The sequence below is a fragment of the Mesorhizobium sp. M0410 genome, assembly GCF_040321435.1.
Classification (GTDB): domain Bacteria; phylum Pseudomonadota; class Alphaproteobacteria; order Rhizobiales; family Rhizobiaceae; genus Mesorhizobium.
On the sequence record NZ_JAMYRN010000004.1, the window covers coordinates 231,124 to 253,876 of the forward strand.

At 62.4% G+C, this 22,753-nt stretch carries 26 protein-coding genes; 12 read left to right on the forward strand and 14 right to left on the reverse strand.

Annotation, left to right across the window (positions count from 1 at the left end; all coding sequences use genetic code 11):
• The first annotated feature begins 143 nt into the window (after positions 1-143).
• Both alaS and NKI63_RS07170 read left to right on the forward strand, forming a co-directional pair.
• A complete protein-coding gene (alaS, locus tag NKI63_RS07165) occupies positions 144-2,810 on the forward strand; it encodes an alanine--tRNA ligase (protein ID WP_352506438.1) in 2,667 nt (888 codons plus the stop codon).
• A 58-nt stretch (positions 2,811-2,868) separates the two neighbouring features.
• Positions 2,869-3,648 carry a PhzF family phenazine biosynthesis protein gene (locus NKI63_RS07170; RefSeq protein ID WP_352506568.1) on the forward strand — a complete coding sequence of 260 codons (780 nt, stop codon included), beginning with the start codon at positions 2,869-2,871 and terminating at the stop codon, positions 3,646-3,648.
• Positions 3,649-3,776: 128 nt separating this feature from the next.
• Here the strand turns inward: NKI63_RS07170 and NKI63_RS07175 are convergent, their stop codons facing one another.
• From NKI63_RS07175 to NKI63_RS07185, 3 genes are read right to left on the reverse strand one after another with little or no spacing between them, the layout of a single operon-like run.
• Positions 3,777-4,358 carry a demethoxyubiquinone hydroxylase family protein gene (locus NKI63_RS07175; protein WP_352506437.1) on the reverse strand — a complete coding sequence of 194 codons (582 nt, stop codon included), beginning with the start codon at positions 4,356-4,358 and terminating at the stop codon, positions 3,777-3,779.
• Positions 4,359-4,373: 15 nt separating this feature from the next.
• Positions 4,374-4,994 (reverse strand): glutathione S-transferase family protein, encoded by a 621-nt coding sequence (locus NKI63_RS07180; protein WP_352506436.1) that lies wholly within the window; start codon positions 4,992-4,994, stop codon positions 4,374-4,376.
• 9 nt (positions 4,995-5,003) lie between these two features.
• Positions 5,004-6,215: an NADP-dependent isocitrate dehydrogenase gene (locus NKI63_RS07185; protein ID WP_352506435.1), complete on the reverse strand. Its 1,212-nt coding sequence runs from the start codon at positions 6,213-6,215 to the stop codon at positions 5,004-5,006.
• 206 nt (positions 6,216-6,421) lie between these two features.
• Here NKI63_RS07185 and NKI63_RS07190 point away from each other — a divergent pair, with 206 nt between their 5' ends.
• The 4 genes from NKI63_RS07190 to NKI63_RS07205 all read left to right on the forward strand — a co-directional run bounded on the left by NKI63_RS07190 (position 6,422) and on the right by NKI63_RS07205 (position 9,248).
• Positions 6,422-7,288: an RNA methyltransferase gene (locus NKI63_RS07190; RefSeq protein WP_352690855.1), complete on the forward strand. Its 867-nt coding sequence runs from the start codon at positions 6,422-6,424 to the stop codon at positions 7,286-7,288.
• A 78-nt stretch (positions 7,289-7,366) separates the two neighbouring features.
• Positions 7,367-8,011: a DUF805 domain-containing protein gene (locus NKI63_RS07195; RefSeq protein ID WP_352506433.1), complete on the forward strand. Its 645-nt coding sequence runs from the start codon at positions 7,367-7,369 to the stop codon at positions 8,009-8,011.
• A 159-nt stretch (positions 8,012-8,170) separates the two neighbouring features.
• The gene (murI, locus tag NKI63_RS07200) at positions 8,171-8,983 is read left to right on the forward strand and encodes a glutamate racemase (protein ID WP_352477507.1); all 813 of its coding nucleotides are present in this window, start codon (positions 8,171-8,173) and stop codon (positions 8,981-8,983) included.
• A 76-nt stretch (positions 8,984-9,059) separates the two neighbouring features.
• On the forward strand, positions 9,060-9,248 hold the full coding sequence (locus NKI63_RS07205; RefSeq protein WP_023674705.1) for a DUF3008 family protein: 189 nt from the start codon (positions 9,060-9,062) through the stop codon (positions 9,246-9,248).
• Positions 9,249-9,338: 90 nt separating this feature from the next.
• Here NKI63_RS07205 and NKI63_RS07210 read toward each other — a convergent pair whose 3' ends face one another.
• Positions 9,339-9,551, reverse strand: coding sequence for a hypothetical protein (locus NKI63_RS07210; protein ID WP_023674706.1), 213 nt, complete (start codon positions 9,549-9,551; stop codon positions 9,339-9,341).
• Between the two features lie 380 nt (positions 9,552-9,931).
• Between NKI63_RS07210 and rpsD the strand changes: the two genes are divergently transcribed.
• The 4 genes from rpsD to NKI63_RS07230 all read left to right on the forward strand — a co-directional run bounded on the left by rpsD (position 9,932) and on the right by NKI63_RS07230 (position 12,863).
• The gene (gene rpsD / locus NKI63_RS07215) at positions 9,932-10,549 is read left to right on the forward strand and encodes a 30S ribosomal protein S4 (protein ID WP_352506432.1); all 618 of its coding nucleotides are present in this window, start codon (positions 9,932-9,934) and stop codon (positions 10,547-10,549) included.
• Between the two features lie 158 nt (positions 10,550-10,707).
• The gene (gene ttcA, locus NKI63_RS07220) at positions 10,708-11,589 is read left to right on the forward strand and encodes a tRNA 2-thiocytidine(32) synthetase TtcA (protein ID WP_352506567.1); all 882 of its coding nucleotides are present in this window, start codon (positions 10,708-10,710) and stop codon (positions 11,587-11,589) included.
• Entirely contained in the window at positions 11,579-12,406 is an 828-nt protein-coding gene (locus NKI63_RS07225) for an inositol monophosphatase family protein (RefSeq protein WP_352506431.1), read from the forward strand. Before ttcA ends, NKI63_RS07225 begins: the two co-directional genes overlap by 11 nt.
• 49 nt (positions 12,407-12,455) lie before the next feature.
• The gene (locus NKI63_RS07230) at positions 12,456-12,863 is read left to right on the forward strand and encodes a UCP034077 family protein (RefSeq protein ID WP_254817643.1); all 408 of its coding nucleotides are present in this window, start codon (positions 12,456-12,458) and stop codon (positions 12,861-12,863) included.
• Between the two features lie 18 nt (positions 12,864-12,881).
• Here the strand turns inward: NKI63_RS07230 and NKI63_RS07235 are convergent, their stop codons facing one another.
• Entirely contained in the window at positions 12,882-14,081 is a 1,200-nt protein-coding gene (locus tag NKI63_RS07235) for a multidrug effflux MFS transporter (RefSeq protein ID WP_502900465.1), read from the reverse strand.
• Positions 14,082-14,288: 207 nt separating this feature from the next.
• Positions 14,289-14,624, reverse strand: a complete 336-nt coding sequence (gene grxD / locus NKI63_RS07240; protein ID WP_023674712.1) for a Grx4 family monothiol glutaredoxin — start codon at positions 14,622-14,624, stop codon at positions 14,289-14,291.
• A gap of 162 nt (positions 14,625-14,786) precedes the next feature.
• Here grxD and NKI63_RS07245 point away from each other — a divergent pair, with 162 nt between their 5' ends.
• Positions 14,787-15,593, forward strand: coding sequence for a phosphodiester glycosidase family protein (locus NKI63_RS07245; protein ID WP_352820858.1), 807 nt, complete (start codon positions 14,787-14,789; stop codon positions 15,591-15,593).
• A gap of 12 nt (positions 15,594-15,605) precedes the next feature.
• On the opposite strand, the gene NKI63_RS07250 is transcribed toward NKI63_RS07245, so the two are convergent.
• The 3 genes from NKI63_RS07250 to NKI63_RS07260 form a co-directional block, all read right to left on the reverse strand.
• Complete coding sequence (locus NKI63_RS07250) at positions 15,606-15,839, reverse strand: BolA/IbaG family iron-sulfur metabolism protein (RefSeq protein WP_023674714.1); 234 nt, start codon at positions 15,837-15,839, stop codon at positions 15,606-15,608.
• Positions 15,840-15,925: 86 nt separating this feature from the next.
• On the reverse strand, positions 15,926-18,163 hold the full coding sequence (purL, locus tag NKI63_RS07255) for a phosphoribosylformylglycinamidine synthase subunit PurL (protein ID WP_352820861.1): 2,238 nt from the start codon (positions 18,161-18,163) through the stop codon (positions 15,926-15,928).
• A 148-nt stretch (positions 18,164-18,311) separates the two neighbouring features.
• Positions 18,312-19,724 carry an aminotransferase-like domain-containing protein gene (locus NKI63_RS07260; RefSeq protein WP_352820863.1) on the reverse strand — a complete coding sequence of 471 codons (1,413 nt, stop codon included), beginning with the start codon at positions 19,722-19,724 and terminating at the stop codon, positions 18,312-18,314.
• 92 nt (positions 19,725-19,816) lie between these two features.
• On the opposite strand from NKI63_RS07260, the gene NKI63_RS07265 reads away from it, so the two are divergent.
• Positions 19,817-20,062 (forward strand): DUF1127 domain-containing protein, encoded by a 246-nt coding sequence (locus NKI63_RS07265; RefSeq protein ID WP_352738039.1) that lies wholly within the window; start codon positions 19,817-19,819, stop codon positions 20,060-20,062.
• A 14-nt stretch (positions 20,063-20,076) separates the two neighbouring features.
• On the opposite strand, the gene NKI63_RS07270 is transcribed toward NKI63_RS07265, so the two are convergent.
• Genes NKI63_RS07270 through purS form a run of 5 tightly spaced genes read right to left on the reverse strand, consistent with a single transcriptional unit; the run spans position 20,077 to position 22,745 of the window.
• Positions 20,077-20,718, reverse strand: a complete 642-nt coding sequence (locus NKI63_RS07270; protein WP_352820866.1) for a Pr6Pr family membrane protein — start codon at positions 20,716-20,718, stop codon at positions 20,077-20,079.
• Positions 20,719-20,722: 4 nt separating this feature from the next.
• Positions 20,723-21,133, reverse strand: coding sequence for a hypothetical protein (locus NKI63_RS07275; protein WP_352820868.1), 411 nt, complete (start codon positions 21,131-21,133; stop codon positions 20,723-20,725).
• Positions 21,134-21,135: 2 nt separating this feature from the next.
• Positions 21,136-21,801 (reverse strand): glutathione S-transferase family protein, encoded by a 666-nt coding sequence (locus tag NKI63_RS07280; protein WP_352477367.1) that lies wholly within the window; start codon positions 21,799-21,801, stop codon positions 21,136-21,138.
• A gap of 31 nt (positions 21,802-21,832) precedes the next feature.
• Positions 21,833-22,501 carry a phosphoribosylformylglycinamidine synthase subunit PurQ gene (purQ, locus tag NKI63_RS07285; protein ID WP_352820871.1) on the reverse strand — a complete coding sequence of 223 codons (669 nt, stop codon included), beginning with the start codon at positions 22,499-22,501 and terminating at the stop codon, positions 21,833-21,835.
• 1 nt (position 22,502) lies between these two features.
• Positions 22,503-22,745 carry a phosphoribosylformylglycinamidine synthase subunit PurS gene (gene purS / locus NKI63_RS07290; RefSeq protein WP_254817733.1) on the reverse strand — a complete coding sequence of 81 codons (243 nt, stop codon included), beginning with the start codon at positions 22,743-22,745 and terminating at the stop codon, positions 22,503-22,505.
• Positions 22,746-22,753: the final 8 nt, after the last annotated feature.

Here is a 22,753-nt window from a genome sequence, read left to right on the forward strand (position 1 = left end):
CGGGGCAGAAGCCATTTCAAAGCGCTGGTGAAAGCGGGGATTTGAGCCCGTTTGGTGTTTCTGGACAGGCTGCGGTGCGACCGCTAAAAGGCCATGTCTATTTTCCGCCGGCAGCCGGCGGTTCTCTCGAAAAGGCAGTATTCATGAGTGGCGTCAACGAGATCCGGTCGGCATTTCTCGACTATTTTCGCAAGGAAGGTCACGAGGTCGTCGCGTCAAGCCCGCTGGTGCCGCGCAACGACCCGACGCTTATGTTCACCAATGCCGGCATGGTGCAGTTCAAGAACGTTTTCACCGGTCTGGAGAAGCGGCCCTATTCGCGCGCCACGACTGCCCAGAAGAGTGTTCGCGCCGGCGGCAAGCACAACGACCTCGACAATGTCGGCTACACTGCGCGCCACCTGACCTTCTTCGAGATGCTCGGCAATTTCTCCTTCGGCGACTATTTCAAGGAGCGCGCCATAGAGCTTGCCTGGAACCTGATCACCAGGGAGTTCGGGCTGAAGAAGGACAAGCTGCTGGTCACCGTCTACCACACCGACGACGAGGCGGCCTCGTACTGGAAGAAGATCGCCGGCCTTTCGGACGATCGCATCATCCGCATCGCGACTTCGGACAACTTCTGGGCAATGGGTGACACCGGGCCTTGCGGGCCGTGTTCGGAGATATTCATCGACCGTGGCGAGCATATCTGGGGCGGTCCCCCCGGCAGCCCCGAGGAGGATGGCGACCGGTTCCTCGAATTCTGGAACCTGGTGTTCATGCAGTATGAACAGGTGACGAAGGAAGAGCGCGTCGACCTGCCGCGTCCGTCGATCGACACGGGCATGGGCCTCGAGCGCATGGCCTCCATCCTGCAAGGGGTTGAAAGCGTCTTCGAAACCGACCTGTTCCGCCACCTGATCGACGCTGCATCGTCGGCGCTCGGCAAAGGTCCGGATGCGGACACCGTCGCATCGTTCCGGGTCATCGCCGACCATTTGCGTTCGTCCTGCTTCCTGGTCGCCGACGGCGTGCTGCCGTCCAACGAAGGACGCGGCTACGTGCTTCGTCGCATCATGCGCCGCGCCATGCGCCACGCGCAGTTGCTCGGCGCCCGCGATCCGCTGATGTGGCGCCTGGTGCCGGCGCTGGTCCGCGAGATGGGGCAAGCCTACCCGGAACTGGTGCGCGGCGAACAGATGATCACCGAGACGCTGAAGCTTGAGGAAACTCGTTTCCGCAAGACGCTGGTGCGCGGCTTGGGCTTGCTTTCGGAGGCGACGGAAAAGCTGGCCTCCGGCGACATGCTGGATGGCGAGACAGCGTTCAAGCTCTACGATACCTATGGCTTTCCGCTCGATCTGACGCAGGACGCGCTGCGCCGGCGCAACATCTCGGTCAACCTTGCCGGCTTCACCGAGGCAATGGAGCGGCAGAAGGCGGAGGCACGCAAAAGCTGGGCTGGTTCCGGCGAGGCCGCAACCGAGACGGTATGGTTCGCGGTGCGTGAGGAGACCGGCGCCACCGAATTCCTGGGTTATGAGACCGAGCAGGCGGAAGGCCTTATCGAGGCGCTGGTCAAGGACGGCAAGACCGTCGACAGTGCCGGCAAAGGCGACGCCGTTGCCGTGGTTGTCAACCAGACGCCGTTCTATGGCGAGTCCGGTGGCCAGATGGGCGATGCCGGCGTCATTTCGGGCGACGGGTTCTCGATCGAGATATCCGATACCCAGAAGAAGGCCGATGGGCTTTTCGTCCATCTCGGCAGGGTGGCCAATGGCACTGTCAAGACTGGCGCGACCGTCGAGCTGAAGGTGGACCACGCGCGGCGCTCCAGGCTGCGCGCGAACCATTCCGCCACACATCTGATCCATGAGGCGCTGCGCGAGGTGCTGGGTACCCATGTGGCGCAGAAGGGCTCGCTGGTCGCGCCCGAGCGTCTGCGCTTCGACATTTCGCACAACAAGCCGATCTCGCCGGACGAGATCGAAGAGGTCGAGCGCATGGCCAACGAGATCGTCGTTCAGAACGGCCCGGTGATCACACGACTGATGTCTGTCGACGACGCCATCGCCGAGGGCGCCATGGCGCTGTTTGGCGAGAAGTATGGCGATGAAGTGCGCGTCGTTTCGATGGGCACGGGCTTGCATGGCGCCAAGGCCAACCGGCCTTATTCGGTCGAGCTATGCGGCGGCACGCATGTCAGGGCGACCGGCGATATCGGCCTGGTGCGCATCGTGTCCGACAGCGCGGTCGCTGCCGGCGTGCGCCGCATCGAGGCGTTGACCGGCGAGGCCGCCAGAAAGCATCTCGACGAACAGGACAAACGGCTGAAGGCGGCCGCCGCCGCGCTGAGGATTTCGGCGGCCGATGTGCCGGCCCGCGTCGAGGCGCTGCTCGACGAGCGCAAGAAGCTCGAAAAGGAGCTGACAGAGGCGCGCAAGAAGCTGGCGCTGGGCGATCGCTCGCCAGCTGGTGTGCCTGCGGAAAACGAAACCATTGCCGGTGTCGGTTTTCTCGGCAAGGCGGTATCGGGCGTCTCGCCAAAGGATCTGAAACCACTGGCCGATGCCGGCAAGAAGTCCCTCGGCTCCGGCGTGGTCGTCTTTGTCGGCGCCGGCGAGGACAACAAGGCGAGCGTCGTCGTCGCCGTTACCGATGATCTGACCGGCCGCTTCAGCGCCATCGATCTGGTGCGCGTCGCGTCCGCGGCATTGGGCGGGCAGGGCGGCGGCGGGCGACCCGATATGGCCCAGGCCGGCGGCCCGGACGCCTCGAAGGCCGAAGACGCGATCGCTGCGGTGAAGGCGGCGCTGGAAGCTGCGTGAATCTGCACCAGTAAGGCCAGGCCGAAGTGGCAGCGGGGATGATGTGGCAACGTTGACCATGTATCAAGTCGACGCTTTTGCCGAACGGGCTTTCCAAGGCAACCCCGCTGCCGTTCTCATTTTGGAGGACTGGCTATCGGACGACGTGATGCAGGCCATCGCAAACGAGAACAATCTTGCTGAAACCGCGTTTGCGCGGCCGAGTGGCGAGGGTTGGGATTTGCGCTGGTTCACGCCGGTTCATGAAGTCGACTTCTGTGGCCATGCTACACTTGCGGCCGCCCATGTGCTGACTACGGAATACGATGGTCAGGGCGAAATGGCCTTCGCCACCCGGGTGGGCGAGCTGCGGGTTTCCCGGCGGGAAGGCGCCTATCAGCTCGATCTGCCGTGTTTTCCGCCGCGGCCCGTCGAGGACGAACTGACCTCGGCGCTGCAAGCGATATTGCCTCAGCGGCCGGTTGCGAGCTTCCGCAATTTCGAGAACCTGTTTGTCGAGCTTGCCGACGAGACAACCGTGCGATCTTTCGTTCCCGATCTGCTCAGGATCGGACGTTTTCATCCTCTCGGCCTGGTCATTACCGCGCCTGGGCAAGCCCATGATTTCGTCTCGCGTTATTTCGTACCCGGAGCTGGCATTCCCGAGGACCCGGTGACTGGCTCCATTCATGCGACATTGGTGCCGTACTGGGCTGAAAAGCTCGGCAAGACGCATGTATCGGCATTCCAATGCTCGCAGCGCGGCGGGCATTTGCTATGCGAACTGGCCGGAGATCGCGTGCTGATCACAGGCCGTGCGAAGACCTTCATGAAGGCGGAAATCTACCTTCCCGATTGAGCGGCTCGCCAATTCGGTGGCTGCTTCGCCTCAGCCAAGATCACGGTATGGCGCTTGGGCCGTGGCGGTGGCCAGATGGCGCAGGCCAGTGGCCTGGAAGAAGCGCCGCTGGAACGGCATAGCGCTCATCAGGGATGCCTTGATGCCTTCAGGGCACGCGTCATTCGCGTCGAGTCGCCCCAGGTCGACAGCCAAATCAGGCAGTCGGTGGTAACGGAGATCGCTGCGCGCAGGCAGTTCAGCAACGGTCCAGGCGACCTCAACTGCTCTTCGGCGTGACGGAGATGGGCAAGCTCTTCTTCGCGGATGGACAGGATGATGCCGTGCAACTCGTGATCGCGTCCGGTTAGAAAGAACAGCTGATCATCGAGATGTCGGTGCACCGCCGCTTCGACCGCTGCGGTGCAGGCCCAGACGCCTTGCGGGCCGAGCAGGGCAGTGAGGAAGCCTAGCAGCCAGCCGCCCCAACTCCAGAATTGCATCACGCGGCACGGTCGGGAATGTCGCAGCGGCATGGCTGCATGGAAAGCCGCGCAATGGCTGCGCTCGTGCCCAAGCATCTGCGACAAAGACGGCACGCAGTCCGGCCAGAAACGCTTCGCGACAAGAATCTGTGCAGAGTAGATTCTGATCGCGCCGTATTCGCCGGCGTGGTTGACTCTGACTATTCTGGCCACCGTCAGTACGTCCTGGTGGGAGAGTTCAGTCATGAATGCGCCCGAGAGTTAAGTCAGCCTGCCGGCAACGCTCGCACGCGCAGCAATGCGGGTCCACCAATCCCGAAGCTCGGCAGACTCGGCCAGCAGGGCTTGCCCCTCGGCGACCTTGACGAAATAGCTGATGATTGGCGCAGCGTGCAGGTCGGCCAGCGTCAGGTCCGTCCCCAACAGCCAAGGCCCTCCGGCTTTCAGCGACGACAGCGCCTGCAATGCCGTTCTCGCCTGCCGCAACCCGTTGGCGATCACGGCTTCGTCGGGTGGCGTTTTCTCCAGCCGCTCGACCGCGACATCCCAGACCATGGCCCTGTAGGCGTAGGCGTCGAGCAGGCCGGTGATCTGGTTCATGCGTGCTCGAGGCCGGGCTCCGACCGGCTGCAGCGCCGGGCCGTCAAAGGCTTCGTCGACATAACGCGCAATCGCGCCGGTCTCGTAGAGGCAAAAGCCGTCATGTTCGAAGGCCGGGATGCGGCCAAACGGCTGGTGCTCGAAGTACCAGCCGGGAATGCCGTCCGCGGCAAAGACGTCGACGGGCACCAGCTCGTAGCCGACGCCCTTTTCCTCGAGCACCAGCCGCACGATGCGCACATAGACGCTGTAGTCCGCGCCGTAGACGACGGGCTTGCCCATGTCGCGGGCTCAGGCCATCGCCTTCTGCAAATTCTCGTCGATCTTGTCGAGGAAGCCGGTGGTCGAAAGCCATGGCTGGTCGGGGCCGATCAGCAGCGACAGATCCTTTGTCATGAAGCCGGACTCGACCGTCTGGATGCAGACCTTTTCCAGGGTCTCGGCAAAGCGCTTCAGTTCGGCATTGTCGTCGAGCTTGGCGCGGTGCGTGAGGCCGCGCGTCCAGGCGAAGATCGAGGCGATCGAATTGGTCGAGGTCTCCTCGCCCTTCTGGTGCTGGCGATAGTGGCGGGTAACGGTGCCGTGCGCGGCTTCCGCCTCGACGGTCTTGCCGTCCGGCGTCATCAGCACCGAGGTCATCAGGCCGAGCGAGCCGAAGCCTTGCGCCACCGTGTCGGACTGAACGTCGCCGTCATAGTTCTTGCAGGCCCAGACATAGCCGCCCGACCATTTCAGGCTGGAGGCCACCATGTCGTCGATCAGCCGGTGCTCGTACCAGAGCTTCTTCGCCTTGAATTCGGCTTCGAACTCCGCCTCGTAGACCTCCTGGAAGATGTCCTTGAAGCGGCCGTCATAAGCCTTGAGGATTGTGTTCTTGGTCGAGAGGTAGACGGGGTAATTACGCAGCAGGCCATAGTTCAGCGAGGCGCGGGCGAATTCGCGGATAGATTCGTCGAGATTGTACATGGCCATGGCGACGCCGGGGCCGGGTGCGTCGAACACATCGTGCTCGATCACCTGGCCGTCCTCGCCGACGAATTTGATCGTCAGCTTGCCCTTGCCGGGAAAGCGGAAGTCGGTGGCGCGGTACTGGTCGCCAAAGGCGTGGCGGCCGACGATGATCGGCTTGGTCCAGCCGGGCACCAGCCGCGGCACGTTCTTCATGATGATCGGCTCGCGGAAGATGGTGCCGCCGAGGATGTTGCGGATGGTGCCGTTCGGCGACTTCCACATCTTCTTCAGCTTGAATTCCTCGACGCGCTGCTCGTCGGGCGTGATCGTCGCGCATTTCACGCCGACGCCGTATTTCTTGATGGCGTTGGCCGAATCGATGGTCACCTGGTCGTTGGTGGCGTCGCGGTGCTCGATGCCGAGGTCGTAATATTCGAGCTTGAGGTCGAGATAAGGGTGGATCAGCTTGTCCTTGATGAACTGCCAGATGATGCGGGTCATCTCGTCGCCGTCGAGTTCGACGACCGGGTTCGCCACCTTGATCTTCGCCATGAAAAGAATGCCTCGCTTTTGGGGAACGGAACGGCCTTGCCCGCACGGCTGCCGGCCCTGGGATGCGGCCCGTATATCAAAGGCTTTTTGGCCGCGCAAACGGCGAACCGCGCCGTAGTGCCGGCATTCTTTGCCAAAGCTTCATTTTCGCCGCCAAATGTGGCAGGGGACTGCGAAATGCCGCAAACAGCAGTTCACTGACAACCATGGCCGCTACCCAGGATCCCGACACCCCTCTTGCCTCCGGAACGCCTGCGTCCGGACCGGCGATCATCCTGGTCGAGCCGCAGCTCGGCGAGAATATCGGCATGGTTGCGCGCGCCATGGCCAATTTCGGGCTTGCCGAGCTGCGGCTCGTCAATCCGCGCGACGGCTGGCCGAGCGACAAGGCGCGTGCCGCCGCAAGTCGCGCCGACCACCTCATCGATGCCGTCACGGTGTTCGACGACCTGGCCTCGGCGGTCGGCGATTTGAACTTCGTCTTCGCCACCACGGCGCGCGCGCGCGACAATTTCAAGCCGGTGCGCGGTCCGGTCGAGGCGGGCAGGGCGCTGCGGGCGCGGCAGCGGGCCGGCCAGCGCACCGGCATCCTGTTCGGCCGCGAGCGCTTCGGCCTCTATAATGACGAGGTCGGCCTTGCCGACGAGATCGTCACCTTCCCCGTCGATCCAGCCTTCTCCTCGCTCAACATCGCCCAGGCGGCCCTGCTGATGTCCTATGAATGGATGAAGTCCGGCCTGGAAAACGAGACCATGACCAACTTTTCCGGCCCTGAAATGCCGCCGGCTGCCAAGGAAGAATTGCACGGCCTGTTTGCGTATCTGGAAGGTGCACTGGAGGCGCGCGGCTATTTCCGCCCGGCAGCGAAGAAGCCGAAGATGGTCGACAATTTGCGCGCAGTGCTGACCCGCCCCGGCTTTGCCGAGCCGGAGCTCAAGGTGCTGCGCGGAATAATATCATCGCTGGACAGGTTCTCGCCGGCCATGCCGCGCGGCGACGGATCGCCCGGCGACGATCCAAGGCGGCTCCCGGCGGCCGCGGCACGCGCTGCGAGGGCGAAAGACAAAGACTAGGCGCGCAAATGCAGCTGTCTTACCAGTAACCGAATTTTATTTGGTTTGATCCATGGTTTTCGAAACGATGGATCTCGAATGTTTAGCTCAAATATCGGTCGTCTTCGCTTTTTCTTCTATTCCGTGACTCTGCTGGTTGCGGAAATCGCGACCTTTGTGCTGTGTGTCGTGCTGACCATCGGCATCGAGGGCTTGGCCAATTCGAAACCAGGTCCTTCCAGGGAAGGGCTGGCCGCGGCCGTTCTCGTCGCCTCGCTGGTGATCGTTCTGTTCCGCGCGAATTTCGCCTGGCGTCGAAGCCGCGACGCGCAAGGGTCCGGTTGGATCCTTTGGTCGTATATCGTGTTCTCGACGCTGTTCGCGATCCTGCAGGCCGGCACTGTTCTTGTCGTAAAATTCGACGGCGAAGATTCGCATTCCGGTCTTAACCTGCTGGGATTAGCTCTTGTCGGGCTGTGGGCCGTCATCTTGGCGGCCAGGCCGGCGGGCGGTCGCTCTTCCGATATAGCGTCATCCCTGAGTTTCGACGATTTCGACCCGCCCGGGCCGCTACGCGGCACCGCGGCGCTCCATTCAGCGTCAGCCGCCGGCGTGACGGCCCAGGCTCCGCCCTACGCCATGCGCGCCGCACCGGTGCCGTCGAACCATCGCGCATCTCAACCTGCATCTCCGGCAATCGGCCGGCCGCGGGCCGGCGGCTTCGGCAAGCGGGGCCTTGTGTGACCCGTCTCGCCGCATCAAGGCCATGATGGTTCCACATAGAAGCGGCCGGGACAAAGCATCATTGGCCGAAGCAAAATGCATAGGCCGGCCTTCTCTCGTGATCTCGTTTTGTAATTCCCCAGCCCTTAGTGATTCCCAGCCCTTAGTGACTCAATGACCATGACCGATCCGTCGAGCGCCCGTCCGATCCTGATGTTCGATTCCGGCATTGGCGGCCTCACCGTGCTGCGTGAGGCGCGCGTCCTGATGCCTGACCGCCGCTTCATCTATGTCGCCGACGACGCGGCGTTCCCCTTCGGCGCCTGGGAGGAAACGGCGCTGAGAACACATATTCTGGAGTTGTTCGCTAGGCTGCTCGAACGGTTTTCGCCGGCCATTTCGGTCATCGCCTGCAACACCGCCTCGACACTGGTCATCGATGCGTTGCGCGAGCGGTTTCCCGGCCACCCTTTCGTCGGCACCGTGCCGGCCATCAAGCCGGCGGCGGAACGCACGCGCTCAGGCCTGGTTTCGGTGCTGGCGACGCCCGGCACCGTCAAGCGCCAGTACACGCGCGACCTGATCAGCAAGTGGGCGCAGAAATGCCACGTCCGCCTGGTCGGCAGCGACAGGCTGGCTGGATTGGCCGAAGCCTATATGCGCGATGGTTTTGTCGACGAGGACGCCGTGCGCGCCGAGATCGCGCCGTGCTTCGTTGAGCATGACGGGCTGCGCACCGACATCGTCGTGCTTGCCTGCACCCATTATCCTTTTTTGGCCAACCGCATGCGCAAGACAGCACCTTGGCCGGTCGACTGGCTCGACCCGGCCGAGGCGATCGCACGCCGCGCGCTGTCGCTGCTTGCCGATACCGAGGCCGCTTATCGCAGAGAGGCACTGCCGGAAGGGGCCGACCTTGCGTTCTTCACCTCGAACAGCGCCGATTTTCCGACGCGCCGGCTGATGCAGGGATTTGGCCTGGCGATATCCTGACCGCAAGCAATTTTCGCTTTGGGAACATCACACCAGACAATGCGTTTTCCTCTCATCGGAAACGGGAGAAACCATCATGCCAGCCACCTCAAAAGCCCAGCAGAAAGCGGCCGGCGCGGCATTGTCAGCCAAGCGCGGCGAGACCAAGAAGGGCGCGCTCAAAGGTGCGTCGAAGGGAATGTATAAATCCATGAGCGAAAAACAGCTCGAGGAATTCGCCGAGACCAAGCGCAAAGGCCTGCCGGAAAAGAAGTCGAAACACTGATCGACTGACCATTCTGGCGGCGGATGCCGGTCAATAAAAGGCCCGCGGCTGAGCCGCGGGCCATGAAGTCTCAACGGGCGAGGGCGAAAATTACCAGTTCCAGCCCCACCCGCAGCGCCGCACTTTGTAGCGGATGACCTTGCGATGACCGTGACGCCACACCACCTTTTTCTTGACCACGATGCGGCAGACCTGGTGATGCCTGTGCCCATGCCAATGCCGGGCCTGCGCTGGCTCGGGCGCGACCGCCATCGTGCCGGCCATCACCGCGGCTCCTACCAACGTAAGGAAGAACTTCTTCATGCGAATTCCTGCTCCTCTGACTTCAGTCCCTTCCTGATGCCGCTGGCGCAACCTCCCGCCACATCCGGCACGTTCTACAACCGTAACACTATCCGGTTCGGCGACTCGCGCCAGCCAGAAGCTTGACAGCGGTTAAATCTCCGTTTAACCAGCCCACCAACACCGGGCCGCAATGCCCGGTGGTTTTCTTTATGTGTGCAAGACGTTTGGGCAGCCGGTTTTACTTTCCCTATGTCTTGTTTGAAATGACGTGTCCCGTGGGTTTTCCGTCGCGTTGCGTGGAAAACCCTGTCAGGTCTCGAAAACGGAGGCCAGAGGAGGGCGCGTTTCCTTCACCCGGACCATAAGGTTCCGGGTGTGTTGTTTTGAAAGGGAATGCGATGAGCAAGCGCGAATCCGCGAAGTACAAGATCGACCGCCGTCTTGGCGAAAACATCTGGGGCCGCCCGAAGTCCCCGGTCAACAAGCGTGAATACGGCCCCGGCCAGCATGGCCAGCGCCGCAAGGGCAAGCTTTCCGATTTCGGCCTGCAGCTGCGCGCCAAGCAGAAGCTGAAGGGCCACTATGGCGACGTTTCGGAGAAGCAGTTCCGCAAGGTCTATGAAGAGGCGGACCGCCGCAAGGGCGACACCTCGGAGAACCTGATCGGCTTGCTCGAATCGCGCCTCGACGCCGTCGTCTACCGCTCCAAATTCGTGCCGACCATCTTTGCGGCGCGCCAGTTCGTCAATCACGGCCACATCAACGTCAATGGCAAGCGCGTCAACATCGGCTCGTACCGTTGCAAGCCGGGCGATGTCATCGAAGTGCGCGAGAAGTCGAAGCAGCTGGTCATCGTGCTGGAATCGGTGGGCCTGGCCGAGCGCGACGTGCCCGATTACATCGAGGCCGACCACAACAAGATGACCGCGACTTTCACGCGCATCCCCGGCTTGGCGGACGTTCCGTTTGCCGTGCAGATGGAACCGAATCTGGTCGTCGAATTCTATTCGCGCTGATCGGCGCGTTCGTCACGACAAAACCGAAGGCCGCCCCTCCAGGCGGCCTTTTCTTTCTTCGTCCTTTTCAGGGACGTGAGTCGGAAATCGATTTCGATTTTCGATCCGATGCGCTACTGCGGGCGGCAACAGGACTTTAGGGCCGACGCGCCGTGAACATGCAGCCAGACGCCAAAACGCTTGACCCGATCGCCGAGGCCGAAGGCGGCTTTCATCCGCTGTTTGCCGATGTGCCGTCCTCCGTCGAGTTCAACAAGCTGCGCAAGCGGCTGTTGCGGCTTGCCCGCCAGGCGATCGACGATTTCGCCATGGTGAGACCCGGCGACCGTTGGCTGATCGCTCTGTCGGGCGGCAAGGATTCCTACGGCTTGCTTGCCGTGCTGCTTGATCTCAAATGGCGCGGGCTGCTGCCGGTCGAGCTGTTGGCCTGCAATCTCGACCAGGGCCAGCCGAACTTTCCCAAGCACATATTGCCCGATTATCTCGACAGCTATGCCATTCCGCATCGCATCGAATATCAGGACACCTATTCGGTGGTCACCGACAAGCTGGCCGAGGGCAGCACTTATTGCTCGCTGTGCTCGCGGCTGCGGCGCGGCCATCTCTATCGCATTGCCCGCGAGGAGGGCTGCTCGGCGCTGGTGCTCGGCCACCACCGCGAGGACATACTGGAAACCTTCTTCATGAACCTGTTCCATGGCGGGCGCCTGGCCGCCATGCCGCCGAAGCTGCTCAATGACGAAGGCGATGTCATGGTGCTGCGGCCGCTCGCCTATTGTGCGGAAGCCGATCTCGAGAAATTCGCCGGCGCCATGAAATTCCCGATCATTCCGTGCGATCTGTGCGGTAGCCAGGAAGGTCTGCAGCGCAACGCCATGAAGGCGATGCTCGACGACATCGAGAAGCGCATGCCCGGCCGCAAGGACACGATGATCCGCGCCATGACCAATGTGCGGCGTTCGCATCTGCTCGACAGGAAACTGTTCGATTTCGCCGCCCTCAACGAAACCCTCACCACTAGGCGTCCCGATGACATTTGAAGATAGCGCGATCGACTGGCTTGCCGACCTTCTGTCGGAAGCCGCCGTCGCCGAGATCATGCCGCGCTTTCGCCGTTTGAGCGAGGGCGACGTCCGTCGCAAGACCTCGGCCGCCGATCTCGTCACCGAGGCCGACGTCAATGCCGAACGGCTCATCACCGCCAGCCTGCGCCAGCGTTATCCCCACGCAATGATCGTCGGCGAGGAGGCCTGCTCCGACGACCCGACGCTGCTCGACGGTCTCGGCGATGCCGAACTCGCCTTCGTCATCGACCCGGTCGACGGCACTTTCAACTTCGCCTCCGGCGTGCCGCTGTTCGGCGTCATGCTTGGCGTCGTGGTCAAGGGCAAGACGGTCGCCGGCATCATTCACGACCCCGTCGGCAAGGATTGGCTGATCGGCGTTAGTGGCGCCGGCAGCCATATCCGCCATGCCCATGGCAATCTGGAAAAGGTCCATGTCGCCAAACCGGCGCCGATGTCGGAAATGACCGGTGCGGTCTCATGGCACTATGTGCCCGAGCCGGACCGCTCACGTTTGGCGCGCAACCAGACTAAGTCGCTATCGCAGTTCAATTATCGCTGCGCCGCCCACGAATACCGCCTGCTGGCCAGCGGCCACGGCCATTTCGTCGTCTACAACAAGCTGATGCCTTGGGACCACTTGGCCGGCGTGCTGATCCATGCGGAGGCCGGCGGCCATGCCGCGCGCTTCGACGGCAGCGCCTATCTGCCGTCGCATGTCGGGGGTGGCTTGCTGGTCGCGCCGGACCGTGAGAGCTGGCGGGAGCTGCGCCGCGAGCTCTGGGCGGAATAGCTCTTCGCTGCCAAAGGTGTCCAATCTTGTGCGAAACCGGAGATCTCGAATGAAACCTCGGTCCGCAATTGTTGCAACGGCCTTTGCCCTTGCCTTGGTTGCCGGTGTCAATGAAGCAAGAGCTGGGGAACGCGCATGTCGCAGTCCCGACTCCGTCGACACCATAGACGAGATGTTCTCCGCAATCTTCGCCTGTTGGAAGCCGCCGCCCGGAACCGCGGGCATGACCCTGACGCTGCAGTTCTCAATTCGCCGAAACGGCACGCTTATTGGCAAGCCGCGCGCCACTTTCTCCCATCTAGGGGACGATGGTCCGCTCAACCGGGCCTTTGTGGCTTCCGTCCTCGAGGCGCTCGACAAGGCTCTTCCACTGCCCGTTTCCGACAGTATGGGTGGAGCAATCGCAGGACGTACGCTGTTCCCTCGCTTCACCGCGGTCAGTGAGGGTGCATCATAGGCGCACGCGCAATGTGTATTAAACCGGCGGGTTATGCGGCTGGAATAGTCTGCCGCGCTCGGCCAGCAGGATCATCAGCAGCGCCGCCACCGACACGCTGCAGAACCCGGCGGCCAGCGGCGTCACCGTGCCGTTGAAGGCTTGGCCGATTAGCGTGCCGAGAATGCCGCCAAGAAATGTCTGCATGAACCCAAGGATCGACGACGCAGTGCCGGCCAGGTGCCCCAGCGGCTCCATAGCGAGCGCGTTGAAGTTCGCGCCGAGCGCGCCGAACGGGACCATGGCGCAGGCAAAGAAGGCAATGAAGAGCCATAGCGGCATCTTCATTTCCATGGAAACGACCAGCCAGGCAAGGCTGATTGCCAGAAACAGCAGCAGCGCGCTTTGCGACAGGCGGCGCATGCCGATACGGCCGACGAGGCGCGAATTGAGGTAGTTCGAAAACGCAAGCACGCCGGCAACCCCCGCGAAGATGACCGGGAACATCTCACCGACATTGAACACGCTGACATAGATCTGCTGGGCCGAGGCGATGAAGCCGAACATGGCGCCGAAGATGAAGGTGCTGGCGAAGGCGTAGCAGAGCGCGATGCGGTTGGTGAGAACGATGCGGAAGCCGCCGATGATGGAGGACAGCGTCAGCGGCCGGCGATATTCGGGATGTAATGTCTCGGGCAGGCGCAGCAGCGACCAGGCGGACACGATCAGCGCGCCGGCTGCCATGGTGACGAAGATCACATGCCAGGTCGCAAACAGCATGATGAACTGGCCGATACCGGGCGCGACCACCGGAATGGCCATGAACACCATGAAGATCAAGGACATGACTTCGGCCATGCGCCTTCCGTCGAACGTATCGCGCACGATCGAGACGGCAATGACGCGCGTCGCCGCCGCGCCGATGCCTTGCACGGCCCGGCATAGCAGAAGCGTGGCGAATGACGGGGCGATTGCCGCAGCGCCGGCCGCGACGACGTAGATCACCAGCCCTGCGACAAGAGGCGCGCGGCGCCCGAAACGGTCCGAGATCGGCCCGAAGAACAGCTGTCCGCCCCCAAAGCCAAGGATATAGGCGGTGACCACATATTGCCGGTGGTTTTCATTTTCGACGCCAAGCGAAGCGCCGATCTGCTGCAGCGCCGGCAAAATAATGTCGATGGCCAGCGAATTGAGCGCCATCAGCGCCGCGCACAGCGCAATGAATTCCCAGCGCGGAATGGGCAAGGTGCTTGCCTTTTGCTGCGCTTGTGCTTGCTGATCCACGGCCAGTCCGATCCTCAACGAAAATGCGCCGGCTGGCCGACGCATCCATTCGTTGATTGCCCCGATGTCGGGCAGAACTTTTTGCCAAGGTGGGGGCTGCCCCGGCGCTTATCGCTTGACCCCCGAAAATCGCAGTCGGAAGGTCATACGCAGAAACAGAAGTCAGGCGGCGCCTTTGACGCTGACGCCTTTTTCGACGAGGAAGGTCTGCAATTCGCCCGCCTGGAACATCTCGCGGATGATGTCGCAGCCGCCGACGAACTCGCCCTTGACGTAGAGCTGCGGGATGGTTGGCCAGTTGGAGTAGTCCTTGATGCCTTGCCGCAGTTCGGCCGACGTCAGCACGTCGACGCCCTTATAGTCGGCGCCGATATAGTCGAGGATCTGCACGACCTGGCCGGAAAATCCGCATTGCGGAAAGCCGGGGGTGCCCTTCATGAAGAGAACGACGTCGTTGCCCTTCACCTCATTGTCAATGTAATCGTTGATGCCGCTCATGGAATACCCTTTCATGCCTGTGGGAGTCAGGCTCGAACATTACCCTTCAAATAAACCCATGGGTTGCGCGAAACAAGATGTTTGCCGCCTTGCCATGCAAATGGCGCAAAGGAAGGTCTGATCTTGGGCCAAGCCGTTGGCCACCATTTGTCCCGAGGCGTGATGAAAAGACGGTATCTCGCCGGGGTCGTCCTCGCCGTTCTGTTCGCCGCACTGTCCTTGATCTGGTGGGCCAAGTCGCCGAGGCAGCCACCTCTCGTCGTCGGCGGTGGATTACCGGCGCCGTGCCGCGACGCGAGCTTCGAGGCGGTCGCCTATGTCGTCTGCGAAATCGATCTGCGCCGCTATGACATCGGTGTGTTCCACGCAGGCATTGACGGCAAGGCTTTCGGTTCACTGGACAAATTCGACAAGGCGATGGCGGATCAGGGCCGGCCGGTGCTGCTCGCCATGAACGCCGGCATGTATCACCAAGACCTGACTCCGGTCGGCCTTCTCGTCGAGGACGGCCGGGAGAAGGCGCCGATCAACCTCGCCGACAGCGAAGGCAATTTCTTCCTGAAACCGAACGGCGTCTTCCTGGTCCGGAAGGATGGCAAGGCGGCGGTCATCGAGACAAGCGCCTATGTTGCGACCAGACTGGACGTGATGTTTGCCACGCAATCCGGCCCGATGCTGGTGATCGACGGCCGGCTTCATCCCCGCTTCGAGCAAAACGGCACATCGCGCTATATCCGCAATGGCGTCGGCGTGCGTGACGAAAACACTGTCGTGCTGGCGATCTCGCGCTCTGAGGTCAGCCTCGGCAGCTTCGCGCGACTGTTTCGAGACGCGCTCGATTGTCCCAACGCGCTTTTCTTCGACGGGGCCGTTTCGGCGCTGTCGAACGGCGAGCGGATGATAGTGGGTGGAAACTATCCGGTCGGGCCGATCATTGCGGTGACCGGTAAGAAGCTTGCGAGCCGGTAACTGCAAGAGAGCTCAGTCCGGCACGCTGGTCTGCAGGGCAAGCGCGTGCAGCACGCCGCCCATGTTGCCCTTCAGCGCGTCATAGACCATCTGGTGCTGCTGGACGCGGCTTTTCCCGCGAAAGCTTTCGGCCACAACCTCAGCCGCATAATGGTCGCCGTCGCCGGCCAGGTCGCGAATGGTCACCTTGGCGTCCGGAATGCCTTCCTTGATCAGCCGTTCGATGTCGTGGGCGTCCATTGCCATATGAGGATTCCTTGTTCAGGTCGTGATCTCATAGATATGGTCGAAAAGGCGGATGAACCACACCGAAACGGCCCCGCTTGATCACATCACGGGTCCACGACCTCATTTGCCATGAAGCGAGGGAACCAGGATTCGTGGGCGGCGGTCAATTCGCTGACCGGTATCGCACGCGCCTCGCCCAGCTTCAATTCGCTGCCGCCGGTCGAGCCGATCCAGGGTGCAAAAATGCCGAGTTTGCTTTGTTGTTCGCGAATGGCGTCCCATTCCTCGCTCTGCGGATCGATCGACAGCGTCAGCAGGTAGCGGCCCTGATCCTCGCCGAACCAGACGGGGATCGGATCCGTACCGATCAGGCCGGTAATGGTCGCGCCGATGCCGGAGGCCATCGCCATCTCGGCCAGCGCCACCGCGATGCCGCCGTCGGAAACGTCATGCGCCGCGGTAACGACACCGGAGCCGATCAGCGCCCGCACATGGTCGCCGACCCGCTTCTCGTGGTCGAGATCGACCGGCGGCGGCGGGCCGTCGGCGCGGTCATGGATGTCGCGCATGTAGGCGGACTGGCCAAGATGCGTGCCCCACATGGTCGGCGCGCCGACCAGCACGATCATCTGGCCTTCGGCGGCAAAGCCGATCCGCACCATTTTCGACCAGTCGGCAATCAGCCCGACGCCGCCGATGGTTGGTGTCGGCAGGATGCCTTGGCCGTTGGTCTCATTGTAGAGGGAGACGTTGCCGGAGACGATCGGAAAGCCAAGCGCCCGGCAGGCATCGCCGATGCCTTTCACGGCACCAACCAGCTGGCCCATGATCTCCGGCCGTTCCGGATTGCCGAAATTGAGGTTGTCGGTGGCCGCGAGCGGTAGAGCGCCGGTGGCGGTAAGATTGCGCCAGCATTCGGCAACGGCCTGCTTGCCGCCCTCGTAAGGGTCGGCCTCGCAATAGCGCGGCGTCACGTCGGAGGAGAAGGCGAGCGCCTTGGTCGGGTGGCCATCGACGCGCACGACACCGGCGTCGCCGCCGGGAAGCTGCAGGGAATTGCCCTGGATCAGCGTGTCGTACTGCTCCCACACCCAGCGGCGCGAGGAAAGGTCCGGTCCCCCCAACAGCTTGAGCAGTGCGTCGGCCACATCGGCTTGAGGTGCATCGCCGGTCAGCGGCGCCGGCTTCTTCGGTTCGACCCAGGGACGGTCATATTCCGGCGCCTGGTCGCCGAGATCCTTGATCGGCAGATTGGCAACCTCGTCGCCCTGGTGCAGCACGCGGAAGCGCAGATCGTCCGTGGTCCTGCCGACGATGGCAAAGTCGAGGCCCCATTTGTGGAAGATCGCCTCGGCCTGTTTTTCCTTTTCGGGGCGCAGCACCATCAGCATGCGCTCCTGGCTCTCCGAAAGCATCATCTCATAGGCGCTCATGCGCTCTTCACGCACCGGCACCTTGTCGAGATCGAGCTCGATGCCTAGGTCGCCCTTGGCGCCCATCTCGACCGCCGAGCAGGTGAGGCCGGCCGCACCCATATCCTGGATGGCGATAACGGCGCCGGACGCCATCAGTTCGAGGCAGGCTTCGAGCAGGCATTTTTCGGTGAACGGATCGCCAACCTGCACGGTGGGGCGCTTCTCGTCGATCTTGTCGTCGAACTCAGCCGAAGCCATGGTGGCGCCACCGACGCCGTCGCGCCCGGTCTTGGCGCCGAGATAGACGACCGGCAGGCCGACGCCCTTGGCCTCGGACAGGAAGATTGCGTCTGTCTTTGCGAGGCCTGCGGCAAACGCATTGACCAGGATGTTGCCATTGTAGCGGGCGTCGAAATTGACCTCGCCGCCGACCGTCGGCACGCCGAAGGAATTGCCATAGCCGCCGACGCCGGAAACGACGCCGGCAACGAGGTGCCTGGTTTTGGGATGATCCGGCGCGCCGAAGCGCAGCGCGTTCATCGCCGCGATCGGCCGCGCGCCCATGGTGAAGACATCGCGCAGGATGCCGCCGACGCCGGTCGCAGCTCCCTGATAAGGCTCGATATAGGAGGGGTGGTTATGGCTCTCCATCTTGAAGACGACGCAGTCGCCGTCGCCGATGTCGACCACACCGGCATTCTCGCCCGGGCCCTGGATGACTTGCGGCCCGGTGGTCGGCAGCGTGCGCAGCCACTTCTTCGAGGATTTGTAGGAACAATGCTCGTTCCACATAGCCGAAAAAATACCAAGTTCGGTAAAGCTCGGTTCGCGCCCGACCAGGTCGAGGATGCGCTGGTACTCGTCGGGCTTCAGCCCGTGCGCGGCAATGAGTTCAGGAGTGATCGGCACGGAATTGGAAATGGTCATGGTCGGCAATTGTGTCCTTGGGATCGAGTCCCGTCTTATCGCAAGCTTTGCAGCCGATACACCCCGTCGGATGACTAAAACGATGGAAAGCAACAGCTGACGGCAAGTAGCGAAAGATCGCCACTCGACCCGCCGGTTTCAAGCCGGTTCAGGAAAAGCTGTCGTAGCCGGCGCGGCCCTCGTCCAGAAGCCGCCGGATCACCGCGACGCCGTGCGCGATATCGGCCCGCTGTCGCGGTTGCGAGATGCCAAACCGCACGCCGTGAAAGGCCTGTTCGGAACGCCCTGCCTTGAACTCATCCTCGTCATCGATGAGCACGCCATGTTCGAGGCAAGCCTGTTTGAAAGTGCCGGAAAGCCACGGGTCGGGCAAAGTGAGCCAGACGAACGGCACGTTGTCCAGCGCCTTGAAGTCGAAACCGTCGAGTGTCTCGCGCACGATCGCGATGCGCGCACCGATCTCGGCAATGCTGCGCTTGCGCATCTCGGCGGCCTGACCGGACAGCACCAGCCGGCTGCCCACCTCCGCCAGCAGAAAGGGCAGGCCGCCCGTCATCATCTTATGGGCGACCCGGATGCGGTGACGGTAGGCCGGCGGGCAAGCGAGCCAACCGCCGCGAACACCCGCCGCGACCGATTTCGACAGGCCGCCGGCAACGATGGTCCGTTCGGGAGCATATTCGGCCATTAAAGGCGTTGGGTCATCGGTCAGTCCGCCATAGAGATCGTCCTCGATCAGGACGACGTTATATTGACGGGCGACATGCGCGATTGCTTCGCGGCGCGATGCCGACAGCGTTGTCAGCGTCGGGTTCTTCGCCGTGGGCATCAAAAAAATCATCTTCGGATGCTTTTGTGCGCAGACGCGCTCGAAATCCTGGGGATCTATGCCCTCGTCGTCAGCCGCCACCAGTGCGGTCCGGCGACCGATCAGGCCGGCACTGCGGGAGATCTGCGAATAGGTGAGGTGCTCGAAGACGACATAGTCGCCGGGGGCGGTGAGTCCCGCAATGGTTGCCATCACCGCGGCGTGGGTGCCGAGCGTGGGAACGATTGCATCCGCCGCCGGGCGATAGGAATTGCGCGACAGCCAGCGTCTGCCCGCTTCCAACCAGCGGTCCGGGAAATCACGAGTATAGCTTGAAATCTCATGCGGATGGTCTTGCGCCGTGCGTGTCAATACGTCGGCGACGATGGCACCCTGGCCGACATCCGGTGCGGCCGTGCTATCGAAGCGCAGCTTGTCGCCGGGCGCATCCATATAGCGCGTGCCTTGTTCGACCGGCCCCAGGAAATCCGGCTTTGCGCTCTCCGACTGTTGAGCGATAACATAGGTTCCGCGGCCGACCTCGCCGCTGACCAATCCCCGCTCGCGCAGCAATTGATAGGCCCTGCCGACCGTGCCGACGGTCGTGCCGATGTCGTATGCCAGGTCGCGCTGCGGCGGCAGCTTTGCCCCTGCACCGATCAGGCCGCGGTAGATGTCCGTCTCGATGGAATCGGCAAGCCGCTGATAGAGCGGGCCGGTGCGGGCGGTCAGGTCTGGAAGCCAAGTTGTCATGGTGACAATTTTTTACATTGCACCGAAATGAGAGTCAATACATATGAAGCGGGCCGCACGAAAGGCACAATTGCAATCTTGGCAGAAAGACAATGGGTACAATAGAGACAATCCGTTACGCGGCAGTTGAATTGACCGGAAGCCGCTCGTCGGGCCGGAGATCCTATGTTCGCCGGATCGTGCAAGTGGTCACGTCATTCGTCCGATGGATCGACGGTCTGCTGGAGCGCCGGCGCAGTCGGCTGGTCCTGCTCGAGATGACCGACGATCAGCTCAAGGACATCGGTATCTCGCGCTGCGATGCCCATCGTGAAGGTCTGAGGCCGTTCTGGGACTGATGCGTTCGAGCGCGTCAGCGGACGCTCGCCGTCCTGAGCCGCGCGACGCCGCGGTCCACAAGCACCGCCACAGTACATAGCACGAGAAAAAGCCCCGTGATGGCCACGGCCGAGGCGGCGACGCTGGTCGCGCCGTTCTTGGCGACGTTGAGGAACGGGTAGGGCACTTCGCCCGATATTGGCGCCCGCGCCAGTACATAGGCCAGATACGCGATCGGATAGATCATCCACCAGGAGATGTCACGCCACCGCGTCGAGCCGTCGGCGCCCGCCACAAGCCACCACAGCACGAACAACACCGGCGTCACATAGTGCAAGAGCACATCGCAGAGCAGGAACAGCCCTCGCGGCTGCCAAAGCTGCGCCAAGACCGTTGCATAAACGATGAGAACCAGCGTTATGGCGACGGCTACGCCCGCCCGCATCCGTGGGGCGGCAAAAGCCGGAAACCAGGCATAACCCGTTGACGACAGCAACGAGGCATGGACGAGCACCGCGCCGATATTGGTCAGGATGGTGAAGAAGCTGAAATAGAAGACCAGCGAGCCGACAAAGCCGCGGCCGGCTTCCATTGATGCCGGGACGGTGATGCAGAGCTGCAGGACGAGCCCGGCCAGGCCGACGACCAGACCGGTGATCTGCAGCAGGCGACCCATTGGGCTAGGCAGCAGCGCCACAGGCCGGATTGCCCGCCCGCCAGCGGGCAATGTCCGAGCCGATGCGGGCGCCGAGCGGTTCCGCCATCAATGGGCCGAACACGTCGACGCGGCTCGAATTGCCTTGCGCCTGCACGACCAGCAGCGGCTTTCCGCCGTAATGTTTGGCCGGCACCAGCAAGAAGCGCGGCGTGCCGCTGAATGAATTCAGTTCGTTGGCCATCTGATAGGATTTGAAGGCGGGGTCCTTGCTGGCGATCCAGCATTTGTGGGCAGCGATTGCCACCTGCTCCATGGCAAGCAGTGACGCGCTCTTGCCCGCCGGCGCTGGCGTGCTCTTCGGGCCTGACTGGCAGGAGGCGAGTACAAGACCGGCGGAAGCGGCGAGGGCGAGGCGGGCTAGTGTCGATCGCATGGTCAAGCGGCGCCCATCTCGAGTTCGGACAGAAAGATCTTCAGACCGTCTGTCATCTCACCCCAGACGCGCGACAGCGCCGGATGCTGCAAGGCGATTTGCTCATAGGCATCGAATTTCGGATAGGCGTCAAGCAGGTCGGGGCGGCCGATGGTCGCCCTGAAATTGTTGAAGACGAAGCGGGTCGGCGTCAGCCACGCATCGGCGAAGGAGATGTCGTCGCCGAGCGCGAACGGGCCATGCGCCATGCGGGCCTCGATTGCTGCAAGCCCGTGATGCAATCGGGCGAACTGTGCCTTGATTTCGGCCTCGTTGCGCTGCGGTACGAAATAGAGCTCGAACAGCTTCATCGTGGGGGCGAGCACGTCAAGGTCGGTGATGCGGGCGAACATGCGCACCAGTGCGCGGTCCTTCGAATCCTTGGGCAGCAGCGCTGGCTCGGGAAAGCGCTCCTCCAGATATTCGGCAATCACCACCGATTCGACGATCGTTTCGCCCGAGCCGGTGATCAGCACCGGAATCCGGTTCAGCGGCGAGATGGCACGAAATGCCTCGGGGATGGGAAACCCAGGCGGCGGTGCAATGACCTTGAGCGGCACGTTCTTGATGTAGGCCAGCGCCCGCACGATCGACGAATAGGGCGACAACGGCCGCGAATAGAGTTTCATGACCGTCGCTCCAGGAGGAAAATTGAAGGCATCAAGCGGCGATGCCCAAGGCGCCTTCGAACAGCGCCCGGCCGTCGCTGCCGCCATGCGCCGCTTCGATCAGGTTTTCGGGATGCGGCATCAGGCCGAGCACGTTGCCGCGGCCGTTGACGATGCCGGCAATGTCGTTGATCGAGCCGTTTGGATTGGTGCCTTCGGCATAGCGGAACACCACCTGGCCTTCGCCTTCGAGGCGGGCCAAAGTTTCGGCGTCGGCAAAATAATTGCCGTCATGGTGCGCTACCGGTGCGCGGATGATCTGGCCCGGCTGGTAGCGGCGGGTGAACATCGTGTTGGCATTGGCGATCTGCAGCTTCACCTGGCGGCAGACGAATTTCAGCGAGGTGTTGCGCATCAATGCGCCCGGCAGCAGGCCGGCCTCGACCAGGATCTGGAAGCCATTGCAGACGCCGATGACCGTGACGCCCTTGGCCGCCTTTTCGGCGACAGCCCGCATTACCGGCATCCGCGCGGCAATGGCGCCGCAGCGCAGATAATCGCCAAAGGAAAAGCCGCCGGGAATGGCGATCAGGTCGACATCGGGAATTTCGGTGTCCGTCTGCCAGACGGTGACCGGCGGCGTGCCGGAAATCTTGGTCAGCGCCGCGATCATGTCGCGGTCGCGATTGAGGCCGGGGAGCAGGACGACGGCTGATTTCACCTCAGGCGATCTCCACCGCGTAATTCTCAATCACCGTATTCGCCAGAAGCTTGTCGCACATGGCTTTCAGATCGGCCTCAGCCTTGGCCCTGTCGCCCTCGGCAAGCTCGACATCGAAAACCTTGCCTTGCCGCACCTGGCCGATGCCGCCGAAACCCATTGCGGACAGCGCATGCTCGATTGCCTTGCCTTGTGGGTCTAGCACTCCGTTCTTGAGGGTTACGGTAATGCGGGCCTTGATCACGCTGGACA

Coding starts and splice junctions, on each gene's coding strand:
- purL (WP_352820861.1), bottom strand. CDS start 18,163: ATGACCATTTCCAATTCCGTGCCGATCACTCCTGAACTCATTGCCGCG.
- NKI63_RS07190 (WP_352690855.1), top strand. CDS start 6,422: ATGGCCGCTACCCAGGATCCCGACACCCCTCTTGCCTCCGGAACGCCT.
- NKI63_RS07170 (WP_352506568.1), top strand. CDS start 2,869: ATGTATCAAGTCGACGCTTTTGCCGAACGGGCTTTCCAAGGCAACCCC.
- NKI63_RS07250 (WP_023674714.1), bottom strand. CDS start 15,839: ATGGCAATGGACGCCCACGACATCGAACGGCTGATCAAGGAAGGCATT.
- NKI63_RS07245 (WP_352820858.1), top strand. CDS start 14,787: ATGAAAAGACGGTATCTCGCCGGGGTCGTCCTCGCCGTTCTGTTCGCC.
- NKI63_RS07205 (WP_023674705.1), top strand. CDS start 9,060: ATGCCAGCCACCTCAAAAGCCCAGCAGAAAGCGGCCGGCGCGGCATTG.
- NKI63_RS07225 (WP_352506431.1), top strand. CDS start 11,579: ATGACATTTGAAGATAGCGCGATCGACTGGCTTGCCGACCTTCTGTCG.
- NKI63_RS07280 (WP_352477367.1), bottom strand. CDS start 21,801: ATGAAACTCTATTCGCGGCCGTTGTCGCCCTATTCGTCGATCGTGCGG.
- NKI63_RS07230 (WP_254817643.1), top strand. CDS start 12,456: ATGAAACCTCGGTCCGCAATTGTTGCAACGGCCTTTGCCCTTGCCTTG.
- alaS (WP_352506438.1), top strand. CDS start 144: ATGAGTGGCGTCAACGAGATCCGGTCGGCATTTCTCGACTATTTTCGC.
- NKI63_RS07270 (WP_352820866.1), bottom strand. CDS start 20,718: ATGGGTCGCCTGCTGCAGATCACCGGTCTGGTCGTCGGCCTGGCCGGG.
- NKI63_RS07195 (WP_352506433.1), top strand. CDS start 7,367: ATGTTTAGCTCAAATATCGGTCGTCTTCGCTTTTTCTTCTATTCCGTG.
- NKI63_RS07180 (WP_352506436.1), bottom strand. CDS start 4,994: ATGGGCAAGCCCGTCGTCTACGGCGCGGACTACAGCGTCTATGTGCGC.
- NKI63_RS07185 (WP_352506435.1), bottom strand. CDS start 6,215: ATGGCGAAGATCAAGGTGGCGAACCCGGTCGTCGAACTCGACGGCGAC.
- rpsD (WP_352506432.1), top strand. CDS start 9,932: ATGAGCAAGCGCGAATCCGCGAAGTACAAGATCGACCGCCGTCTTGGC.
- ttcA (WP_352506567.1), top strand. CDS start 10,708: ATGCAGCCAGACGCCAAAACGCTTGACCCGATCGCCGAGGCCGAAGGC.
- NKI63_RS07260 (WP_352820863.1), bottom strand. CDS start 19,724: ATGACAACTTGGCTTCCAGACCTGACCGCCCGCACCGGCCCGCTCTAT.
- murI (WP_352477507.1), top strand. CDS start 8,171: ATGACCGATCCGTCGAGCGCCCGTCCGATCCTGATGTTCGATTCCGGC.
- grxD (WP_023674712.1), bottom strand. CDS start 14,624: ATGAGCGGCATCAACGATTACATTGACAATGAGGTGAAGGGCAACGAC.
- NKI63_RS07265 (WP_352738039.1), top strand. CDS start 19,817: ATGGGTACAATAGAGACAATCCGTTACGCGGCAGTTGAATTGACCGGA.
- NKI63_RS07275 (WP_352820868.1), bottom strand. CDS start 21,133: ATGCGATCGACACTAGCCCGCCTCGCCCTCGCCGCTTCCGCCGGTCTT.
- NKI63_RS07210 (WP_023674706.1), bottom strand. CDS start 9,551: ATGAAGAAGTTCTTCCTTACGTTGGTAGGAGCCGCGGTGATGGCCGGC.
- NKI63_RS07175 (WP_352506437.1), bottom strand. CDS start 4,358: ATGACTGAACTCTCCCACCAGGACGTACTGACGGTGGCCAGAATAGTC.